The sequence below is a fragment of the Pseudoalteromonas sp. Of11M-6 genome, assembly GCF_022347905.1.
Lineage (GTDB): Bacteria > Pseudomonadota > Gammaproteobacteria > Enterobacterales > Alteromonadaceae > Pseudoalteromonas.
On record NZ_JAKRFW010000010.1, the window covers coordinates 1 to 15,305 of the forward strand.

Annotated in this window: 18 protein-coding genes and 1 pseudogene; 11 read left to right on the plus strand and 8 right to left on the minus strand. The window is 43.9% G+C overall.

All coding sequences use genetic code 11. From position 1 onward, the window contains the following. Nucleotides 1-98: pseudogene (locus MHN32_RS23835) on the minus strand (transposase); the annotation flags it as partial. Between the two features lie 384 nt (nt 99-482). Between MHN32_RS23835 and MHN32_RS06935 the strand changes: the two are divergent. After that, nucleotides 483-869, plus strand: a complete 387-nt coding sequence (locus MHN32_RS06935) for a hypothetical protein (protein WP_010606954.1) — start codon at nt 483-485, stop codon at nt 867-869. Between the two features lie 71 nt (nt 870-940). Here the strand turns inward: MHN32_RS06935 and MHN32_RS06940 are convergent, their stop codons facing one another. Then, nucleotides 941-1,831 (minus strand): hypothetical protein, encoded by an 891-nt coding sequence (locus MHN32_RS06940; protein ID WP_239421362.1) that lies wholly within the window; start codon nt 1,829-1,831, stop codon nt 941-943. A 412-nt stretch (nt 1,832-2,243) separates the two neighbouring features. On the opposite strand from MHN32_RS06940, the gene MHN32_RS06945 reads away from it, so the two are divergent. The 5 genes from MHN32_RS06945 to MHN32_RS06965 all read left to right on the plus strand — a co-directional run bounded on the left by MHN32_RS06945 (nt 2,244) and on the right by MHN32_RS06965 (nt 6,444). Then, a complete protein-coding gene (locus tag MHN32_RS06945) occupies nt 2,244-3,416 on the plus strand; it encodes an RNA ligase RtcB family protein (protein WP_239421363.1) in 1,173 nt (390 codons plus the stop codon). Beyond that, complete coding sequence (prfH, locus tag MHN32_RS06950) at nt 3,413-4,057, plus strand: peptide chain release factor H (protein WP_239421364.1); 645 nt, start codon at nt 3,413-3,415, stop codon at nt 4,055-4,057. The genes MHN32_RS06945 and prfH overlap by 4 nt, the downstream gene beginning before the upstream one ends. Then, nucleotides 4,047-4,376: a phosphotyrosine protein phosphatase gene (locus tag MHN32_RS06955; protein WP_237116724.1), complete on the plus strand. Its 330-nt coding sequence runs from the start codon at nt 4,047-4,049 to the stop codon at nt 4,374-4,376. The genes prfH and MHN32_RS06955 overlap by 11 nt, the downstream gene beginning before the upstream one ends. A 169-nt stretch (nt 4,377-4,545) precedes the next feature. Continuing rightward, a complete protein-coding gene (locus tag MHN32_RS06960) occupies nt 4,546-5,169 on the plus strand; it encodes an RNA ligase family protein (RefSeq protein WP_239421365.1) in 624 nt (207 codons plus the stop codon). Between the two features lie 6 nt (nt 5,170-5,175). Next, the gene (locus MHN32_RS06965; RefSeq protein WP_239421366.1) at nt 5,176-6,444 is read left to right on the plus strand and encodes an AAA family ATPase; all 1,269 of its coding nucleotides are present in this window, start codon (nt 5,176-5,178) and stop codon (nt 6,442-6,444) included. Between the two features lie 29 nt (nt 6,445-6,473). Here the strand turns inward: MHN32_RS06965 and MHN32_RS06970 are convergent, their stop codons facing one another. The 4 genes from MHN32_RS06970 to MHN32_RS06985 all read right to left on the minus strand — a co-directional run bounded on the left by MHN32_RS06970 (nt 6,474) and on the right by MHN32_RS06985 (nt 7,965). After that, nucleotides 6,474-6,722 carry a hypothetical protein gene (locus MHN32_RS06970; RefSeq protein ID WP_239421367.1) on the minus strand — a complete coding sequence of 83 codons (249 nt, stop codon included), beginning with the start codon at nt 6,720-6,722 and terminating at the stop codon, nt 6,474-6,476. A gap of 156 nt (nt 6,723-6,878) precedes the next feature. Beyond that, a complete protein-coding gene (locus MHN32_RS06975) occupies nt 6,879-7,274 on the minus strand; it encodes a hypothetical protein (protein ID WP_130165171.1) in 396 nt (131 codons plus the stop codon). A gap of 180 nt (nt 7,275-7,454) precedes the next feature. Beyond that, nucleotides 7,455-7,754, minus strand: a complete 300-nt coding sequence (locus tag MHN32_RS06980) for an antibiotic biosynthesis monooxygenase (RefSeq protein WP_010606952.1) — start codon at nt 7,752-7,754, stop codon at nt 7,455-7,457. Then, nucleotides 7,735-7,965, minus strand: coding sequence for a DUF2798 domain-containing protein (locus MHN32_RS06985; protein WP_010606951.1), 231 nt, complete (start codon nt 7,963-7,965; stop codon nt 7,735-7,737). Before MHN32_RS06985 ends, MHN32_RS06980 begins: the two co-directional genes overlap by 20 nt. An 89-nt stretch (nt 7,966-8,054) precedes the next feature. Here MHN32_RS06985 and MHN32_RS06990 point away from each other — a divergent pair, with 89 nt between their 5' ends. Beyond that, nucleotides 8,055-8,912, plus strand: coding sequence for a LysR family transcriptional regulator (locus MHN32_RS06990; RefSeq protein ID WP_010606950.1), 858 nt, complete (start codon nt 8,055-8,057; stop codon nt 8,910-8,912). A gap of 21 nt (nt 8,913-8,933) precedes the next feature. Here the strand turns inward: MHN32_RS06990 and MHN32_RS06995 are convergent, their stop codons facing one another. Next, nucleotides 8,934-9,635: an NUDIX domain-containing protein gene (locus tag MHN32_RS06995; RefSeq protein WP_010606949.1), complete on the minus strand. Its 702-nt coding sequence runs from the start codon at nt 9,633-9,635 to the stop codon at nt 8,934-8,936. Nucleotides 9,636-10,110: 475 nt separating this feature from the next. On the opposite strand from MHN32_RS06995, the gene MHN32_RS07000 reads away from it, so the two are divergent. The 4 genes from MHN32_RS07000 (at nt 10,111) to MHN32_RS07015 (ending at nt 14,116) form a co-directional block, all read left to right on the plus strand. Further along, nucleotides 10,111-10,806 carry a response regulator transcription factor gene (locus MHN32_RS07000; protein WP_235368327.1) on the plus strand — a complete coding sequence of 232 codons (696 nt, stop codon included), beginning with the start codon at nt 10,111-10,113 and terminating at the stop codon, nt 10,804-10,806. After that, entirely contained in the window at nt 10,803-12,182 is a 1,380-nt protein-coding gene (locus MHN32_RS07005; RefSeq protein ID WP_237116730.1) for a HAMP domain-containing sensor histidine kinase, read from the plus strand. The genes MHN32_RS07000 and MHN32_RS07005 overlap by 4 nt, the downstream gene beginning before the upstream one ends. A gap of 66 nt (nt 12,183-12,248) precedes the next feature. After that, entirely contained in the window at nt 12,249-13,124 is an 876-nt protein-coding gene (locus MHN32_RS07010) for a retropepsin-like aspartic protease (RefSeq protein WP_010606946.1), read from the plus strand. A gap of 452 nt (nt 13,125-13,576) precedes the next feature. Beyond that, nucleotides 13,577-14,116: a carboxymuconolactone decarboxylase family protein gene (locus MHN32_RS07015; RefSeq protein ID WP_239421368.1), complete on the plus strand. Its 540-nt coding sequence runs from the start codon at nt 13,577-13,579 to the stop codon at nt 14,114-14,116. Nucleotides 14,117-14,297: 181 nt separating this feature from the next. Here the strand turns inward: MHN32_RS07015 and MHN32_RS07020 are convergent, their stop codons facing one another. After that, nucleotides 14,298-15,302 (minus strand): NAD-dependent epimerase, encoded by a 1,005-nt coding sequence (locus MHN32_RS07020; protein ID WP_010606944.1) that lies wholly within the window; start codon nt 15,300-15,302, stop codon nt 14,298-14,300. Between the last annotated feature and the right edge of the window lie 3 nt (nt 15,303-15,305).

Consider the following 15,305-nt stretch of genomic DNA (forward strand, 5'->3'; position numbering starts at 1 on the left):
TTTGCTCTACGGGCAATATCCTCGTTGAGTACCCGCATAAACCAACTAATATCAGCCAGTCTTTGTCTGTATTTGGTAACATATTCACTGAGTATCAACAGAGGAGCAGCACTGACATCCACAGTTATCTGCTCACCATGGTTATGACAGTTTCGACTTAGCATTGCACAAAATTGTTCATTATTCGTATCAAAAGCGCTTCTAAAATAAGGTAGCTGTTGGTGTTTACGTATTTCTCGACACTAAAACTAGTGTATCGCGCACGGCAACGGGGAATACTGCGCCCTAGGCTATTAATGCGGTAATGGTGTCTGCATGTGCTTGTTCAAATTGAATCTTAAACTAACTACGTGGCGTGTTAAAAAATATTTAAACTTGTTTTGTTTTATTTGAATTTGTTATGTGTTAGGTTTGCAATGCCTTAAATTTCAAGGGCTTTTCTAATAAATGAACTTAATAAATGTATAAAGGAATAATATACAATGAAAGTATTGAACAAAGTTTTTGGTGCAACCGTTTTAGCGCTAGGTGTATCTGCAGGGTCGGCTTCTGCTGCTGAAGTAAAAATCACAGAAGTAGATTATGGTAGTGTGATCATCCAAACTGCTGATGTTGTGTTAAACCACAGCCAAGCAGGGACTTTCTCTATGAATGTGAGCGAAAACCATTTAACTGTAAATGCTCAAGACTCTAATGGACGTAAGTTCCGCTGCGTAATGAATGGCACTGTAAGCTACAGCGATCCTACTATTCTTGAAAGAGTAACGAACATCGCAGCGACAATCTCTGAAGGCGACAGAGTACAATTTGAGGTGCAAAAAAATGTATTACCTCAAGTTTGTCATGTTAAAAAAATGCTAAGCTTCTAAGCTTTGCTATTTCGCAATGGAAAGTGTGCGCACCTTCCATTGCTTTAAGTACTTCTATTTAGCTAGCTTGACTACGCAGTGATAAAAGCTTGGGCAAGATCATGGTGACCATCTCTTTCTAAGCAATCGATAACTTGTTGTTCTACTTGAGTAACTAAGTTACTGCGCTTTAGTTCGATAAAGGCATCGGTAAAACTGTCTTTATATTCTTCCCAACCGCCACAATATGCATTGGCTTCACCGAAAATGGACTTAAATTGATAGGTGATAAGAAAATACTCCCCCGATTCTTGCCATTCTGTTGTGGATTCAGTTACTTGACGACCATTCGCTTTCTTCACAAATAAGCGAAACAGTTCAGGTTTGAGAAAGTAGCCGTAGTGGCAGGTATCTAAACACGCAGTATAGTCGTTTTCGGTTAGCTGACTTAAATCGAGTTCTGGGTCTTTAAGTAACTTTTCTAAACAATTCGCGCCATATTCACACTTATCAAGGCGACAAATAATTTCGCACATCAGTGCAAAGTAGTCTGTGATAGACATTTTGCCTGCTTTGCGCAGCTCCACAAAAGAAGGGGCTACGGTGCGCTCAAAAAACTCAATGTCGAACTCTGAGCGATTCGCCGTCATTTCCATCAAAAAGTAGTCGGCGAATGGAAAATCAATGCCAAGTTCGAGGCAATGAAGACAGGCCGTTTCGATATCATCTGGGTGGTGATGATCAACTAATTCTCCCATACAAATATCGAGCTCTACCGCACTTAACTCATCACCCATCAAGTCGGCATACTGAATGACTTGTGCTTTCGTGAGTGCTGCGGTGACATCCAAATAACTTTCAAACAGGGCTTCCGATAAGGTTTCTACCGTTGCCTTATCTTGTTGAGATAAAACTTGTTTTAAGGTGTCGAGGCGAGTTGGAGTGTCCTCGTTGTACCAATCTCCAAAATAGAATTGCGTCATATTTGTTTTCCTTAATCGATAATAGTCGCAGGAGTAAGTGATTAAGCGCTTGTTGCTGAATATCTAGCTGCTATCCTTGCTTTGTTTAGGTTAATATCACAAGTTGCAATTCTTATCATTCAGCGCACAGGCAATCCAAGGTTGCATTGTGTTCCCAAACTGTTTACACTTGCCGCGATTCTAACCATTCATTCACTGTAGAGGAGAGAAAAACATGACACATACAATTTTATCCTTTGCAGGTCTTTCTCTGTAATTCGCGAGCGCGAATAAATATTTCCTAGCTTGCGAAAGCTGTATTTAGCGATTTTGTGTTGCCTATGCAACCTAACATTTGATTGCTATAACTAAGCCATTCTAGACCTGCCAATACACAATTATTTTTAAACCTCATTGAAAGGTATTGGTGACTATGGGCAGATCCGTCCAACAAATTTCTGATCGCGTGTGTCTATTTGCATCTCAAGACACTTGGATTGAAGGCGCTGCGATCCAACAACTTACAAAAACCGCTGAACTAGCCAGTATGCATCGTGTTGCAGGTATGCCTGACTTGCACCCGGGACGTGGTTATCCAATCGGCGCGGCATTTTTTAGCCTAGACCGGCTGTATCCCGCGTTAGTCGGAAACGATATTGGCTGTGGCATGGCGCTGTGGCAGACCACTACAAAGGTTGCCAAAGTTAATTTGGATAAGTTTGCTAAACGGCTAGAAGATATCGAGCAACCGCTCGATGCCAGTTGGCAAGAGACGATTCAAGCTGAAATGACACATCGTGATATTTCAGCTGGATTATTTGAAAGTGCACTGGGTACGATTGGCGGCGGTAATCATTTCGCCGAGTTTCAAGCGGTGGAACGTGTTTACAATGAAGCCGCGTTTACTGCGCTTGGCCTTGATAAAAAGTATTTACAGCTGCTGGTTCACTCCGGCTCGCGTGGGCTTGGGCAAGCCATTTTGGTCGACCATATTGCGCGTTTTAATCATGATGGCTTAGTGGCTGAAGCGGGCTCGGAGAGTGAAAGCGCACGCTATTTGGCACGCCATGATGAAGCGGTGCGCTGGGCTGAGTTAAACCGCTTTTTGATTGCAAAAAGATTTCTCGCAGCCATTCGTAGCGATGGCGAATGTACGCTAGATGTTAATCACAACCTCGTGTGTCCAAAAGTTATTGATGGCCGCGCAGGTTGGCTGCACCGTAAAGGTGCGACCCCAAGTGACAAAGGTGCAGTCGTGATCCCCGGCTCACGAGGAGACTATAGCTATTTGGTTCAGCCTGTAAACAATGCGCCTGCGTTAACGGCCAGTTTATATTCTTTGGCTCATGGCGCTGGTCGAAAGTGGAAGCGAGGTGACTGCCAAAGCCGCTTGAGTCACAAATATAAACGCGAAGACCTTTATCGCACAGCATTGGGGAGTCGTGTGATCTGTGGCAATAAGGAGTTGCTGTACGATGAAGCGCCGCAGGCTTATAAAAAGTGTGAAACCATCGTCAGTGATTTGGTTGACGCTGGATTGATAGAAGTGATCGCCATATTGCGTCCGGTGCTGACATTTAAAACCAACGGGAGCTGTTCGTCATGATCTTGTTGCAACTTTCAGCCGGTCAAGGCCCAGCAGAGTGCGGGAAAGCCGTTGCATTGGCGCTCAACTTAGTCGATAAACAAGCTAAAGCAATAGGCGCAGAATGTACTGTGTTAGCGCAAGAAATGCATGAACACAAAGGCTGCATGAAATCCGTATTGCTACAGCTTTCGAGTGACGCAAAAGCGCTTGCCGAGTATTGGCATGGCCCACAGTTGTGGGTGTGCCAGAGCCCATTTCGTGCCAAACATAAACGGAAAAATTGGTTCTTTAGCGGCAGCATGGCCGAGATAGATGAAGTCGCAATGGCATCCGATATTCGCTATCAAACTTGTCGCGCGTCAGGAGCTGGTGGGCAGCATGTTAATACCACAGACTCAGCGGTACGAGCGACGCATATAGCATCAGGATTGAGTGTGCGAGTGGAGAGTGAGCGCAGTCAGCACGCCAATAAGCGCGTTGCAAAGGCGTTATTGCTACAGAAATTGGCCGCGCAGGCAGATGCTGAGGAAATGGCTCGTGATAAAGCAAGGTGGCAGCAGCATCAGGCGCTACAACGCGGTAATCCTAAAAATACTTTTAAAGGAAACCAGTTCAGTCCAACGATGCCATTTAATAAAGGCACTCCGCGTGACAACTAATGTGTTATTCATCTGTAGTCGCAACCAATGGCGCAGTCCAACCGCTGAGCGTATCTGGAAAAACGATCCAGGTATTAGCGTGAGATCGGCAGGCACTAGCCCAAGAGCACGTCGCAGCGTAAATGCGAGTGATATTGAGTGGGCCGATACTATTTTAGTCATGGAAGAAAAGCATAAATCGCGGCTGCGCGCGCAATACGCCAATTTATTGCGCTATAAAAATGTTCAAGTGTTGGATATTCCTGACGAATATCAATTTATGGATGACGAGCTAGTGACGCTACTACATGACAGCGTCGCGAGTATCTTAGTGATTTAGCTCTGCCCATTTCGGGTGTTAATAAGATTGTAAGGAAGAGGATAGAGCAATGTAATTCCATCGGGAACAAGCAATTGAGAACACAATAAGTCGTGTTGTCGCTATTAATTGCTGATTTTGCGGCCAAGTACCAACTTGGCTTTTTAATTTTAAAAATGGAGCAACTAAGATGAGAATTAAATATCCTCGAACTCCGCACTTGGTGTGGTCAAAAGGGATCACAAGTGATGATGTAAGGTGTGCCAATACGGAACACTTTAAAAACAAACAAGTAGTCGTGACCGAAAAAATGGATGGTGAAAATACCACTTTGTATGCTGATTATATGCATGCACGTTCACTCGACAGTCGTTTTCATCCATCTCGCTCTTGGGTAAAAGCACTACAGGCTCAAATAGGTCTAAAGATTCCAAAAGGATGGCGTATCTGTGGTGAAAACTTGTATGCAAAGCACGCCATTCATTATCAGAAGTTGCCTAGCTACTTCCTCGCTTTTTCTGTGTGGAACGCGAGTAACGAGTGTTTAAGTTGGGATGATAGCCAAGCTATTTTTAATGAGCTTGGTCTGCATAATCCAAAGGTGCTCTATCGTGGGGCATGGTGCGAAAAAACCATCAAAAGTATTGTTGTAGATACAAACTTACAAGAAGGCTATGTGGTCAGAGTGGCTGATGCCTTCCATTATGATGAGTTTGTTAATTGTGTTGCCAAATGGGTGCGCTCAGATCATATTGTGTCGGATAAGCATTGGATGCATAGCGTTATTACACCAAACAAACTCATGGAGGAGTAACACTGTATGTTAGCGAAGAAAAAAGTAGCGGATTGGTTGCCTTTGCTTGCAGAGCAACATCAGCCTGATTTTACAGAGTGCTTAGCCATGTTGGGGGAAACCTTTCCCCTTTTGCACGAACTTGAAGCAACACCACAAGATACTATTTGGCATGAGGAAGGTAATGTTGCCATTCATACCAATATGGTATTGGAAGCACTTTATGCATTGCTGCAGAGTTCTGCCTCTCATATAAAGGGGGAGCGAAGGCAGGTGCTGATACTCTCTGCGCTGTTGCATGATATTGCCAAGCCTGTCGTGACTAGAGCGAAGGAGATTGATGGTCAACGGCGGATTGTTGCACCGCGGCATGAGGCGATCGGGATGAGTTACCTAGCAAGTAGACTCGTTGGCTTACCGTTGCCAATGCAGACTATTCAAACGATTTTAGCATTAGTCGGTTTTCATCAAATGCCCAAATTATTGGTAGTTAAAAACAAAGGCTTCAGTGAATATCTTAATTTAGCGCTAAATGCTGATCTCGAGATGCTCTACTGGCTCGAAGTTGCAGATATGCGAGGTCGTATCTGCCCAGATCAGGATATGCAAATTGAACTGCTGAGCTTGTTTAAAATGTTTGCTCAAGAATATAAGCTTTGGTCGGTTGCAGATCCGGCTGAATCACTACTTGCTAATATATCGCGATACCCAACTGTTGAAGAACAGTGCTTCATTGCTGCTTATACAGTTAGGCAAATGGCTTTTGGCGAAATCACAGTTCCAGAAGAAGCTCCTATCAAATTTTACCAACAGGCAAAGCACTATGGTCATTTTTATATTATGTGTGGAGCTAGTGGGAGCGGTAAATCCAGTTGGATAGCAAAGCATCTTCAAGGATTTACACTGGTCTCTTTGGATGAACTAAGAGGCGAGATTAATGGTCGTTCCGCGAGTCAAAAAAACCGTGGTCAGGTTCTACAAGCCGCCAAGCAAAAGCTGAAAAAAGCATTAGCAGCGAAGGAAAATGTTGTGTGGGATGCGACAAACCTGCGAAAAGATTTTCGTAAGATACTTTGCGATTTAGGGTGTGACTACGGTGCGCTCGTGACGTTAGTTGTATTTCAACAAGGTGAAGTACAACTTCGGCAAAATAACCGAGCAAGAGCACGAGTCGTCCCAGATGAAGTGATAGCTCAGCAGCTGAAAAGGTTGGAGTGGCCATCGGTGACAGAAGCGCATCGGATACAGGTGATTGGCGAACAAGGGCAAGTGCTTTGGCAAAAGGGGGCGTTTTAGCCACCGTTCAGTGAGATTAGCTTTACTTGTCAGCTAATTTTGATAGCTGACAAGTAGCCAATATAGAAGTGTGAATAGTGGCAGAGCGCTATCCTACGAGCTATGCTAATTTTATCTTGCTCAAGAACAGTTCTTTTGTCGGACTGCTCCTGAACATCATCCAAAATTTCGAAGCCTAAAACGCTCCCTTTCTTTGCATTTAACAATCGTTGCACCAGTTTATATTCTTGTGTTGTATAGCCTAGCCAAGGAGCAACTGCACTAGTGTTGTTGGTCATACTCCCTCATACCACTTTTACCAATATCAATGAGAGTATTAAGGTTATATGTATAAATTTTAAGCGCTTTTATATAAAACTTATATACCTTAAAGAAATGACGGTAGACCCACTGTCAGACATAGCTATACTTCACTCTCGATACGCCAAATACAATTATTTTGTGTGGTGGTTTTTAGGATTTTGTTTGTGGAATATAGGGCGGAGGCGCGGAAATACACACATAGATACTTTTAGAATGAGCACAGGTGCGCTCAATATTAATGCGTTTAAGACTATAAATATTAATCCATCATAAGCTTTTTGCGGCAGCAGCATATGGATACTGAGGAATTTATCCGCTAAGAGAATCAATAACCATGATAAAAAGGTGGCTAGAAAATGGTCTAATTTTAGGAAGTAGGCAATAGGGAAAGTTGCAAAAAATATCATCAGGTAGCCGTAGTTTAGGTTGGTGCTGAGTGTGTTACAAAGCCACAGGGTCACGGCTAACAAGGAAATAGTAGATGTGTGCAAAAAGTGTGATTTTATTCCCTGACTTCCAGTAGCCATTTACGTTCCTTAGTGACTGTGGTGGTGTATATTTGTTCAGCAATTACATCCGAACTTGTTCGATAACGCAACGGCTTTTTCAATAACTCCACTGTGCTGCAAAGTGCCTCGCTAACGTAGCGCTTTAAAACGCTTCTATCATTGCTTGTGAAGAAGCGCTTAACTTGTTAAAAGTGCAAATTAAAGCGGTTTGATGGCAATAATATCAACCGCTTTTGCCAGCCATCCTTGATACAGTGTAAATACCTGTTTGGTGTAGGCTTGCTGGTGATGAAAATCAAACGCGGCATGGTCGACAAAGCGTTCGACTAAGGTAAGCTGGGTGCGGTCTTCACTTTCATAAAGTTCAAAGCGTAAACATCCGACTTCTGCTCGAGTGGCTGGCAAGATCTCCTGGATTGCGTTAATACAATTTTGATAGTGCTCGGTTTTAGGTGTGATATGGGCAATAAAGTTGACGTTATTGTGGCTGTTGGCCATGGTATTTCTCCATAATGCGTTTAGTAACGGCGGTAACTGGGGCTGATAAAACATAGGCGGCGATGAACGAGGCTGGCCAAGCATTAGCAAAGGCATGCGCCCATCGCGTGGTAAAGTCCGCCACTAATCCCAAGTTGATGTATGTAACCCATCCAGACACCATAAAAGACAGACACAATGACAGCAGTAATGTAAAAATGAGTTTTTGCATGTTTCCTCCTCTGGCTGTTGGTATGATTGTAGGGAGTTGCCAGCCGATCAGAATGGCAAAAATGGAAAGCTAAGATTGCGGAGATAACCATGCTAGATGACTTACGACTCTTTGTTGAGGTAAGCCGCCGAGGAAGTTTTGCCAAGGCGGCAGAAGACCTTGGCATAGGCGCGCCGACCTTATCTAAGCGGATGTTAGCGCTGGAAGACAAACTTGGTTATCCGCTCTTACTGCGCAGCGCCAGAGGACTTACATTAACGAATCATGGTCAGGCGGTGGTGGATAAAATGGCGGAGTCTTTGCTCGCCTTGCAAGCGCAAAGTGAGGCGCTATCAACACTAGAAGCGTCCACTTTCCACCTGTTATGCCCGCAAAACCTAATGATTGGTCCTTTGTATAATGCGCTGCAATCGTTTCAGGCCCAGTATCCAGAGATCCAATTGCATGTGGAGCCTGCCAATAGTGTGGCCTTACTCAGCCAAAAGCGGTTTGATTTAACCGTGCGAGTCGGGGAGCTGGATGATTCAAGCGTCTATCAAAAACGGCTGGGGCAAATCGCGGTAAGGGTGGTGGTCGCCAAGGAAATTGCGACTACACAAACCCTGTTTTTGCCCTTTAAAGCATCGCAACTGCCCGCAACCGATGCGTGGCGAGCACTGCTGGCGCAGTTTAGTCACGTCTCTTATGTGGGTGATATTACCTTAGTGCGTAAATTGGTAGGCTCGGCTAACGGTGCTGGCGTATTGCCGATGACAGAAATTGCAGCGTTGGCAGCGCAATCTCAAACCGCATTTAGCTATATCGGTGACTACCAATTTATTCGCAGCATCTACGCACTTTGGCCAAATCAACGAACTCCACCGACTTACACCAGAGACTTTATTGAGTTACTGCAAATGCGGTGTCAGGAGCTTGATTATCTGCAAGGGGCAGTGATAGCTCTGTAATAAACACCGCACAATCGCATTTTATCCTAGGCTCAGATTGCGCTCAAAATGCACGATATCGACATCAGGCTTTAGCTTATAGAGCTGTGCTAACCGTCCGCCTGACTTGACCTTTTCATCCAGTGCTTCAAACATGTTTGAGGCTTCAATTCGTCTTACCAAGCTCTTGCGCTGAATGGGTTTGGCGATAATGGCTTCGATGGCGGTTTTGAGTTGTCCAATGGTAAATTGATCTGGCAAACAATAAACCGGGATCATGGAATATAACGCCTTTTGCTGCAGCCTTGCCTTGGCCTTTTCAATAATATGCTTATGATCAAAAGCCACTGCAAGATCTGGGATCTCGCTAAGATCCACCCATCTCACATCATCTACTGAGTCAATTTGGGTTGCCACTTGCTGAGGTGAAATCAAGGCGTAATAAACCAAGGTGACACTAAAGCCTCGCGGATCACGGTTGATCCCAGAAAACGCCTGAAGTTGTTCAAGGTATTGTGGGGCAACACTGGTTTTCTCTTTGATCTTACGCAGCGCGCTCATATCCGTGTTGTCATCCAGCTCAACATCAACAAACCCTCCAGGTAATCCCCAGCGGCCTTTGAACGGCGCATGGGCGCGTTTGGTGAGGAGGACTTTTAAGCTACCTTGCCAAATTGTAAATAACACACTGTCTACTGAAAAAAGAGGCGGGTGAAACTGGGATAAATTGTGTTCTGAGCTCATTGATTTTTTAGTTAATGTCTTTTGGACACAATAAACGATTGTTTAGGTTAAAGCAAAACAAAGGTTTCAATGTTAAAAAGCGGAGTATATTGTCCCTGTGACTCTATCTTGGCGTTTGATCAAAATTTGTGTTGTTGTGAATTTGTGTCTTTATGACACTATTAATTTTGAGTTGCAAAGGTTGCTATTTTGAGCTTGTAAGTAATGTAAAAGTCCTTTTATTTTAAATGGTTATAGTAGCTGGAAGGGATGGAAGCGGATGTTGTTTTATTATGCGATAGTTAAAAGCGGTATCAGTAGAGGTAAGTATGACGTTCCTTAACGAGTAAGGCTGTGGCATAGTAAAGTCACTTAAATTATTAGCTGAAAGATCACCCTGCAACGTGGCTACAAATATCCCTCGTCATGCGGAGGTGCTGTGGTTATAAAGCGGCTTTAAGAATCTCAGCATTAACTCGTTAAATTAATCTCAACAATGTCTGACCAATATACTGTTTTATATGTAGAAGATGACCCAAGTAGTGCTGAGATATTAAATTTATATCTGGCACAAGCGGATATGCAGGTTGTCCATTTCGATAACGCCCCAGATGCCCACCGAGCCCTACAAAACCTAACATTTCAACTCGCTATTTTAGATGTCATGCTACCCGGTGGTGATGGCCGTGAGTTACTTAAAGAAGCCGTTGCACGCAACATTCCTACCATTATGGTGACCGCCAAAGTGTCTGAAACCGACCGTCTTGAGGGGTTTGAGCTAGGTGCGGACGATTATGTGTGTAAGCCTTATAGCCCACGAGAAGTGATCTCACGAGCAAAGGCACTATGTAAGCGTAGCTATCGCGGTCAGCAGAGTGCCGATTTGTTGTTTGATGGCTTAAGTATCAACCTTGAGAGCAAATCGGTGACGGTAATTCAGCAAACGCCAGCGTTAACGGCGGTGGAGTTCGAGTTATTACTGACCATGGCCAAGCAGCCGCAACAAGTATTTAGCCGCGCGCAATTAATTGAACAAGTATGGGGAAGTGATGCGCCTATTACGGATCGGGCAGTCGATACTCATTTGGCTAACTTGCGTAAAAAACTAGGTGACAGTAAGGCTGAGCCCAAGTTTATCGCCACTCGTTACGGGCAAGGCTATCAATTTATCGCGCGTAAGGTGTCTTCATGAAGCTAAAAACCAAATTTACCTTACTCGTGGCGCTTTGTACCTTTGCGCTACTCGGAAGCTTTTATCAACTATCTAAAAACTCAGCCGAGCGCACTTTTTTAGCATTTAATAAGCAAAGTGCGGTAACGTTTGGTCATTCATTGCTTGATGATGACTTAGTGGAAGAAGCATTGACTGGTAAAACCTTTGCGAGCCCAGAAGCGACGTTAACGTTTTTAGCATCAACCTTTCCTGAGCAGCTATTTATTTGGCGAGATGCTAACTCAACAGCGGATGTAAAGATCCTCAACCCCGATCTCAGCATAGACTATGAGCAGGTCAAATCCGGTCATCAATTTTCAATTCATCATCCCGGTGTTGCGGCGTTTGTGGTGCAATTTAATGAGGCGCAATATGTGTTATCACCACAGGGTGAGTTGTTTTGGTTGCCTGAGGTATTGCTAGATAGGTCGTTTGAAAAGGAAGCGCTGCAGCAAGCGATGTTGGATGATTTTATGCTTACTTTGGTCATCTTATCGATTATTGCTGCATTACTTGCTTGGTTGGGGTCGTGGTACTTTTTGTCGCCACTTAAACAGCTCAAACGTAGCTTTAAGGCGATAGAGTCGGGCGAGTTAGACACCCGCTTAGCGCTAAAACGCCATGATGAAGTAGGTGAAATCATCAATAGTTTTAATAATCTTGCGGCTTGGCTACAAGGTTTGCATCAGCAGTATAAACAAATGAATTCCGACTTATCTCATGAGCTTAGAACACCACTTAACGGCATTCGTTCGCGTTTGGAGGCGATGGAAGATGGCATAGTCCCGATGGATAAGGCTCAGTTAGCGGTGATAACCCAAGACCTTCACAACGTTAACCGTATTATCGACGACCTGTGTTTGTTGTCATTAACCGAGTCAAAGCAGCTGACCTTGTCATCAACACGAGTAAATCTCTCTGAGCTGTTAACATCGACCTTAGTGCGTTACCAAGCACAGGCCGAAGCGCGAGGCGTGAAATTGAACGCAGATATTCTAGAAGATGTGACCGTGACGCTTGATGCCGGAAGAGTCAGACAGATAGTGGTGAACTTATTAGATAATGCCTTTAAATATGGCGCTGATGGTGGCGTTGTGACGTTAAAGCTCAGTTATCAAGATAATGAACTGGTGATTACGGTTGCTGACTGCGGCCAAGGTATGTCGCCTAATCAACTCGAACAGGTGTTTGAGCGCTTTTATCGTGCGCAGGGGTCGCGCCACGATACATCCAGTTTGGGGCTCGGTTTACCAATTTGCCGTCAACTTGCCGAATTAATGGGCGCGACATTGACCGCGACCAGTACTGAAAATCAAGGCGCAAGCTTTTCGCTGAGGTTTTCTCGACTAACTTGATAATTGCTTGACAATTGCTCGGCATAGTTAGCTCAACAACGACATCAACAGTTTGAGAGCAAGATTATGAGAGCAATTATTTTATCAGCATTAGCATGTACCACCGTTGGCTGTGGGATCACCGCGTCTACCGCGCCACAATCGCTCACTTTACCGATGAAGTACACCGAGAAAGGTCATGCTTATGTGATGGCAACGCTTAACCATACGGTTATACATCCTATGATTTTAGATAGTGCTGCGAATGTTGGTATTTTACCGGTTAATCTGAAAGCAGCACTTGCCTTGCCAGAAGATAAGCTAAGCAAAATGGACGTGCAAGGCGCAAGTGGCAGCTCAGAGCTAGTATTGGCAACGATAGACCACACCAGCGTCGGTCACTTAGCAGCAGACTCGCTTCCTTATGTATTTAAAGATATGACCCGCTTAGATGTGGAAGGCGTCTTGCCTGGAATTTTGGGACATGGATACATGTCGCAATATTGTAATGTGTTTGATTTTAAAAATAATGAGCTGAGTTTGTATCAAGGGGCTTGCCCAAGTAGCGTGACACAGGGATTGGAGAGTGAAAGTTTTAAAATAGATAACAATTTCATCAAGCTAACTGCAAGTTTTAATGGCGAAGAGGTGGACGCCGTGCTTGATACCGGCGCTCCAACCAACTACATCAACTCACACCTGGCCAATAAACTAACATTAACGCTGGGTGAAGAAGACATCAGTCGAGGGTTAAACGACCAAGCGACCAAAAAGGTGGCCATAGAATCACTGCGTTTTAGCTTAGGTGACAAGGAAATCATCAATACTGAAAGTCACTTATCGGATATGCCTGTGTTTGAGGTGCTTGGATATAAAGATGAGCCGTTTATCCTGCTGGGTTTAAGTAACTTTAACGATGATAAGCTCATTATCGACTACGCTGAGAACAAAATTTACTTTTGATCCCAACGCTGCTGGCTTGACGCTCGACCAGTCAGTAGCTAATTAAATTTCATATTAATTTAGACAGTTATGGTGTTTACTATAGCGAATAATTATTTGAATGATCATTCAAGTAAGGTTAGTCTAGCACCCAATGAGTAGTTAACCTGAGGTTTGGATAAGGAATGAGCTAACTCTTTATTCTTAAGCTCACATTAAATTTTTTCCTTATCTAGCCAGAAAGTTTTTGGGGATAACACCGCTTCCGCGTCCTGCTCTCGCTAAGGTACCTACATCCTGTAGGCAAGGCGAATTTACGCCCCAATAGCTGGCTATTGGAAGTGAATTCAACGCAGTTAGCGCTAAAACTGGCTGCTAGAAAGGCATTAATTATCCGCAGCTCAGGTTAGTTAACCTGAGGTTAGTTAGATCTCAGGTTATACCAATACAAAATGCACCAAGAGGAGCAACTGATGACTGACTTTACAATCCATACCGTAGAATCTGCACCGCAAAAAGGTAAACCATTACTTGAGAAGTCCCAGCAAGCGTTTGGACGTATTCCGAACCTTCATGGTGTAATGGCGGAATCACCAGAGCATCTGCATGGCTATCAAGTGTTACATGAGGCTTTTTTAAATAGCTCGTTCAATAACGATGAAAAAACTGTGGTGTGGCAAGCGATTAATGTAGAACATGAATGTCACTACTGTGTGCCAGCTCACTCTGCCATCGCAAAATCAATGAAAGTGAGTGATGAATTGGTCAAAGCACTGCGTGAGCAAGCACCGCTGGGCGATGAGAAGCTAGAAGTGCTGCGTGCCACTACACTTGAAATGCTGCGTGAGCGTGGCAAACTGAGTGATGCACAAACGAAAGCGTTTTTTGCAGCAGGTTATACTAAACAAAATTTGCTGGAAATCATCTTAGCACTAAGTCAAAAAGTGATGAGTAACTACGTGAATCATATCGCACATACTCCACTGGATGATGCATTTAAAACGTTTAAATGATCCAGATAAGTTATCACGCGAATATAAGTTATTGATACGAAATGCCCGATAATGGTTATCGGGCATTGGAAACTGAAAAAAGTGTCTTTAGACGTCCTTTAGCATAGCAGATAAAAACGTCAGGCGCATTTTACAAAGAACTGGTCTAATGACTTAAGCAATTCTCGGTACTAGTGGGTTGTTACCCCTTGTAGTATTCCTTGAACCAACTCACAAGCTCGCTTACACCTTCAGCCACCGATACTTTCGGTTTATAGCCTGTGGCTTCAAATAAATCAGCAGTGTCTGCATATGTACGATAGACATCTCCAGGTTGCATGCCACGGAAATTCTTTTTCGCTTCGATACCTAATTCAGATTCAATGGCTTGTACAAATTCCATCAAGTTAATTGGGTGTCCGTGACCAATGTTATAAACAGCGTAAGGCGCTGAGCTGGAAGCTGGTGAGCCTTGCTCTACAGTCCATTCGCTATTCGCAGATGGCAAAACATCGGCAATCCTAACGACCCCTTCGACTATATCATCAACATGGGTAAAGTCTCGCCACATATCACCATGATTGTTAATGTCGATAGTCTCACCTGAGAGAATCTTCTTGGTGAATATATGCGGTGCCATATCCGGTCGACCCCAGGAGCCATAAACAGTAAAAAAGCGTAAACCGGTGGTGGGAATTTGATACAGATGAGAGTAACTATGCGCCATTAACTCGTTAGATTTCTTAGTTGCTGCGTAAAGCGATATGGGATGATCTACTGAGTCTGAGGTCGAAAAAGGCACTTTCTGGTTGAGACCATAAACAGAGCTTGAAGATGCATAGATAAGATGGCCTACATTAGTTGCTCTGCATCCTTCTAAAATGTTTAAGTGGCCCACCAAGTTTGAGTCGGCGTAAGCATGAGGATTTTCAATCGAATAGCGTACACCGGCTTGAGCAGCTAGATGAATAACGCGGTGAAACTGGTGGCTTTCAAAGAGCGCTAATGTTTGCTCACGATCACTAATATCGAGTTTGATAAACTGAAATAATGGGTGTTCTATACGTGCAAGACGCGCTTCTTTAAGACTAACTTCGTAATAGTCATTGAGGTTATCAATGCCAACAACTCGGTGCCCTTGGTTTGTTAGCTTTTTCACCACTGCACTACCGATAAAGCCAGCCGCACCAGTTACTAAATAGTTCATTGT

Coding starts and splice junctions, on each gene's coding strand:
- MHN32_RS06940 (WP_239421362.1), bottom strand. CDS start 1,831: ATGACGCAATTCTATTTTGGAGATTGGTACAACGAGGACACTCCAACT.
- MHN32_RS06945 (WP_239421363.1), top strand. CDS start 2,244: ATGGGCAGATCCGTCCAACAAATTTCTGATCGCGTGTGTCTATTTGCA.
- MHN32_RS07015 (WP_239421368.1), top strand. CDS start 13,577: ATGACTGACTTTACAATCCATACCGTAGAATCTGCACCGCAAAAAGGT.
- MHN32_RS07020 (WP_010606944.1), bottom strand. CDS start 15,302: ATGAACTATTTAGTAACTGGTGCGGCTGGCTTTATCGGTAGTGCAGTG.
- MHN32_RS06990 (WP_010606950.1), top strand. CDS start 8,055: ATGCTAGATGACTTACGACTCTTTGTTGAGGTAAGCCGCCGAGGAAGT.
- prfH (WP_239421364.1), top strand. CDS start 3,413: ATGATCTTGTTGCAACTTTCAGCCGGTCAAGGCCCAGCAGAGTGCGGG.
- MHN32_RS07000 (WP_235368327.1), top strand. CDS start 10,111: ATGTCTGACCAATATACTGTTTTATATGTAGAAGATGACCCAAGTAGT.
- MHN32_RS06960 (WP_239421365.1), top strand. CDS start 4,546: ATGAGAATTAAATATCCTCGAACTCCGCACTTGGTGTGGTCAAAAGGG.
- MHN32_RS06975 (WP_130165171.1), bottom strand. CDS start 7,274: ATGGCTACTGGAAGTCAGGGAATAAAATCACACTTTTTGCACACATCT.
- MHN32_RS06935 (WP_010606954.1), top strand. CDS start 483: ATGAAAGTATTGAACAAAGTTTTTGGTGCAACCGTTTTAGCGCTAGGT.
- MHN32_RS07005 (WP_237116730.1), top strand. CDS start 10,803: ATGAAGCTAAAAACCAAATTTACCTTACTCGTGGCGCTTTGTACCTTT.
- MHN32_RS06985 (WP_010606951.1), bottom strand. CDS start 7,965: ATGCAAAAACTCATTTTTACATTACTGCTGTCATTGTGTCTGTCTTTT.
- MHN32_RS07010 (WP_010606946.1), top strand. CDS start 12,249: ATGAGAGCAATTATTTTATCAGCATTAGCATGTACCACCGTTGGCTGT.
- MHN32_RS06970 (WP_239421367.1), bottom strand. CDS start 6,722: ATGACCAACAACACTAGTGCAGTTGCTCCTTGGCTAGGCTATACAACA.
- MHN32_RS06980 (WP_010606952.1), bottom strand. CDS start 7,754: ATGGCCAACAGCCACAATAACGTCAACTTTATTGCCCATATCACACCT.
- MHN32_RS06995 (WP_010606949.1), bottom strand. CDS start 9,635: ATGAGCTCAGAACACAATTTATCCCAGTTTCACCCGCCTCTTTTTTCA.
- MHN32_RS06965 (WP_239421366.1), top strand. CDS start 5,176: ATGTTAGCGAAGAAAAAAGTAGCGGATTGGTTGCCTTTGCTTGCAGAG.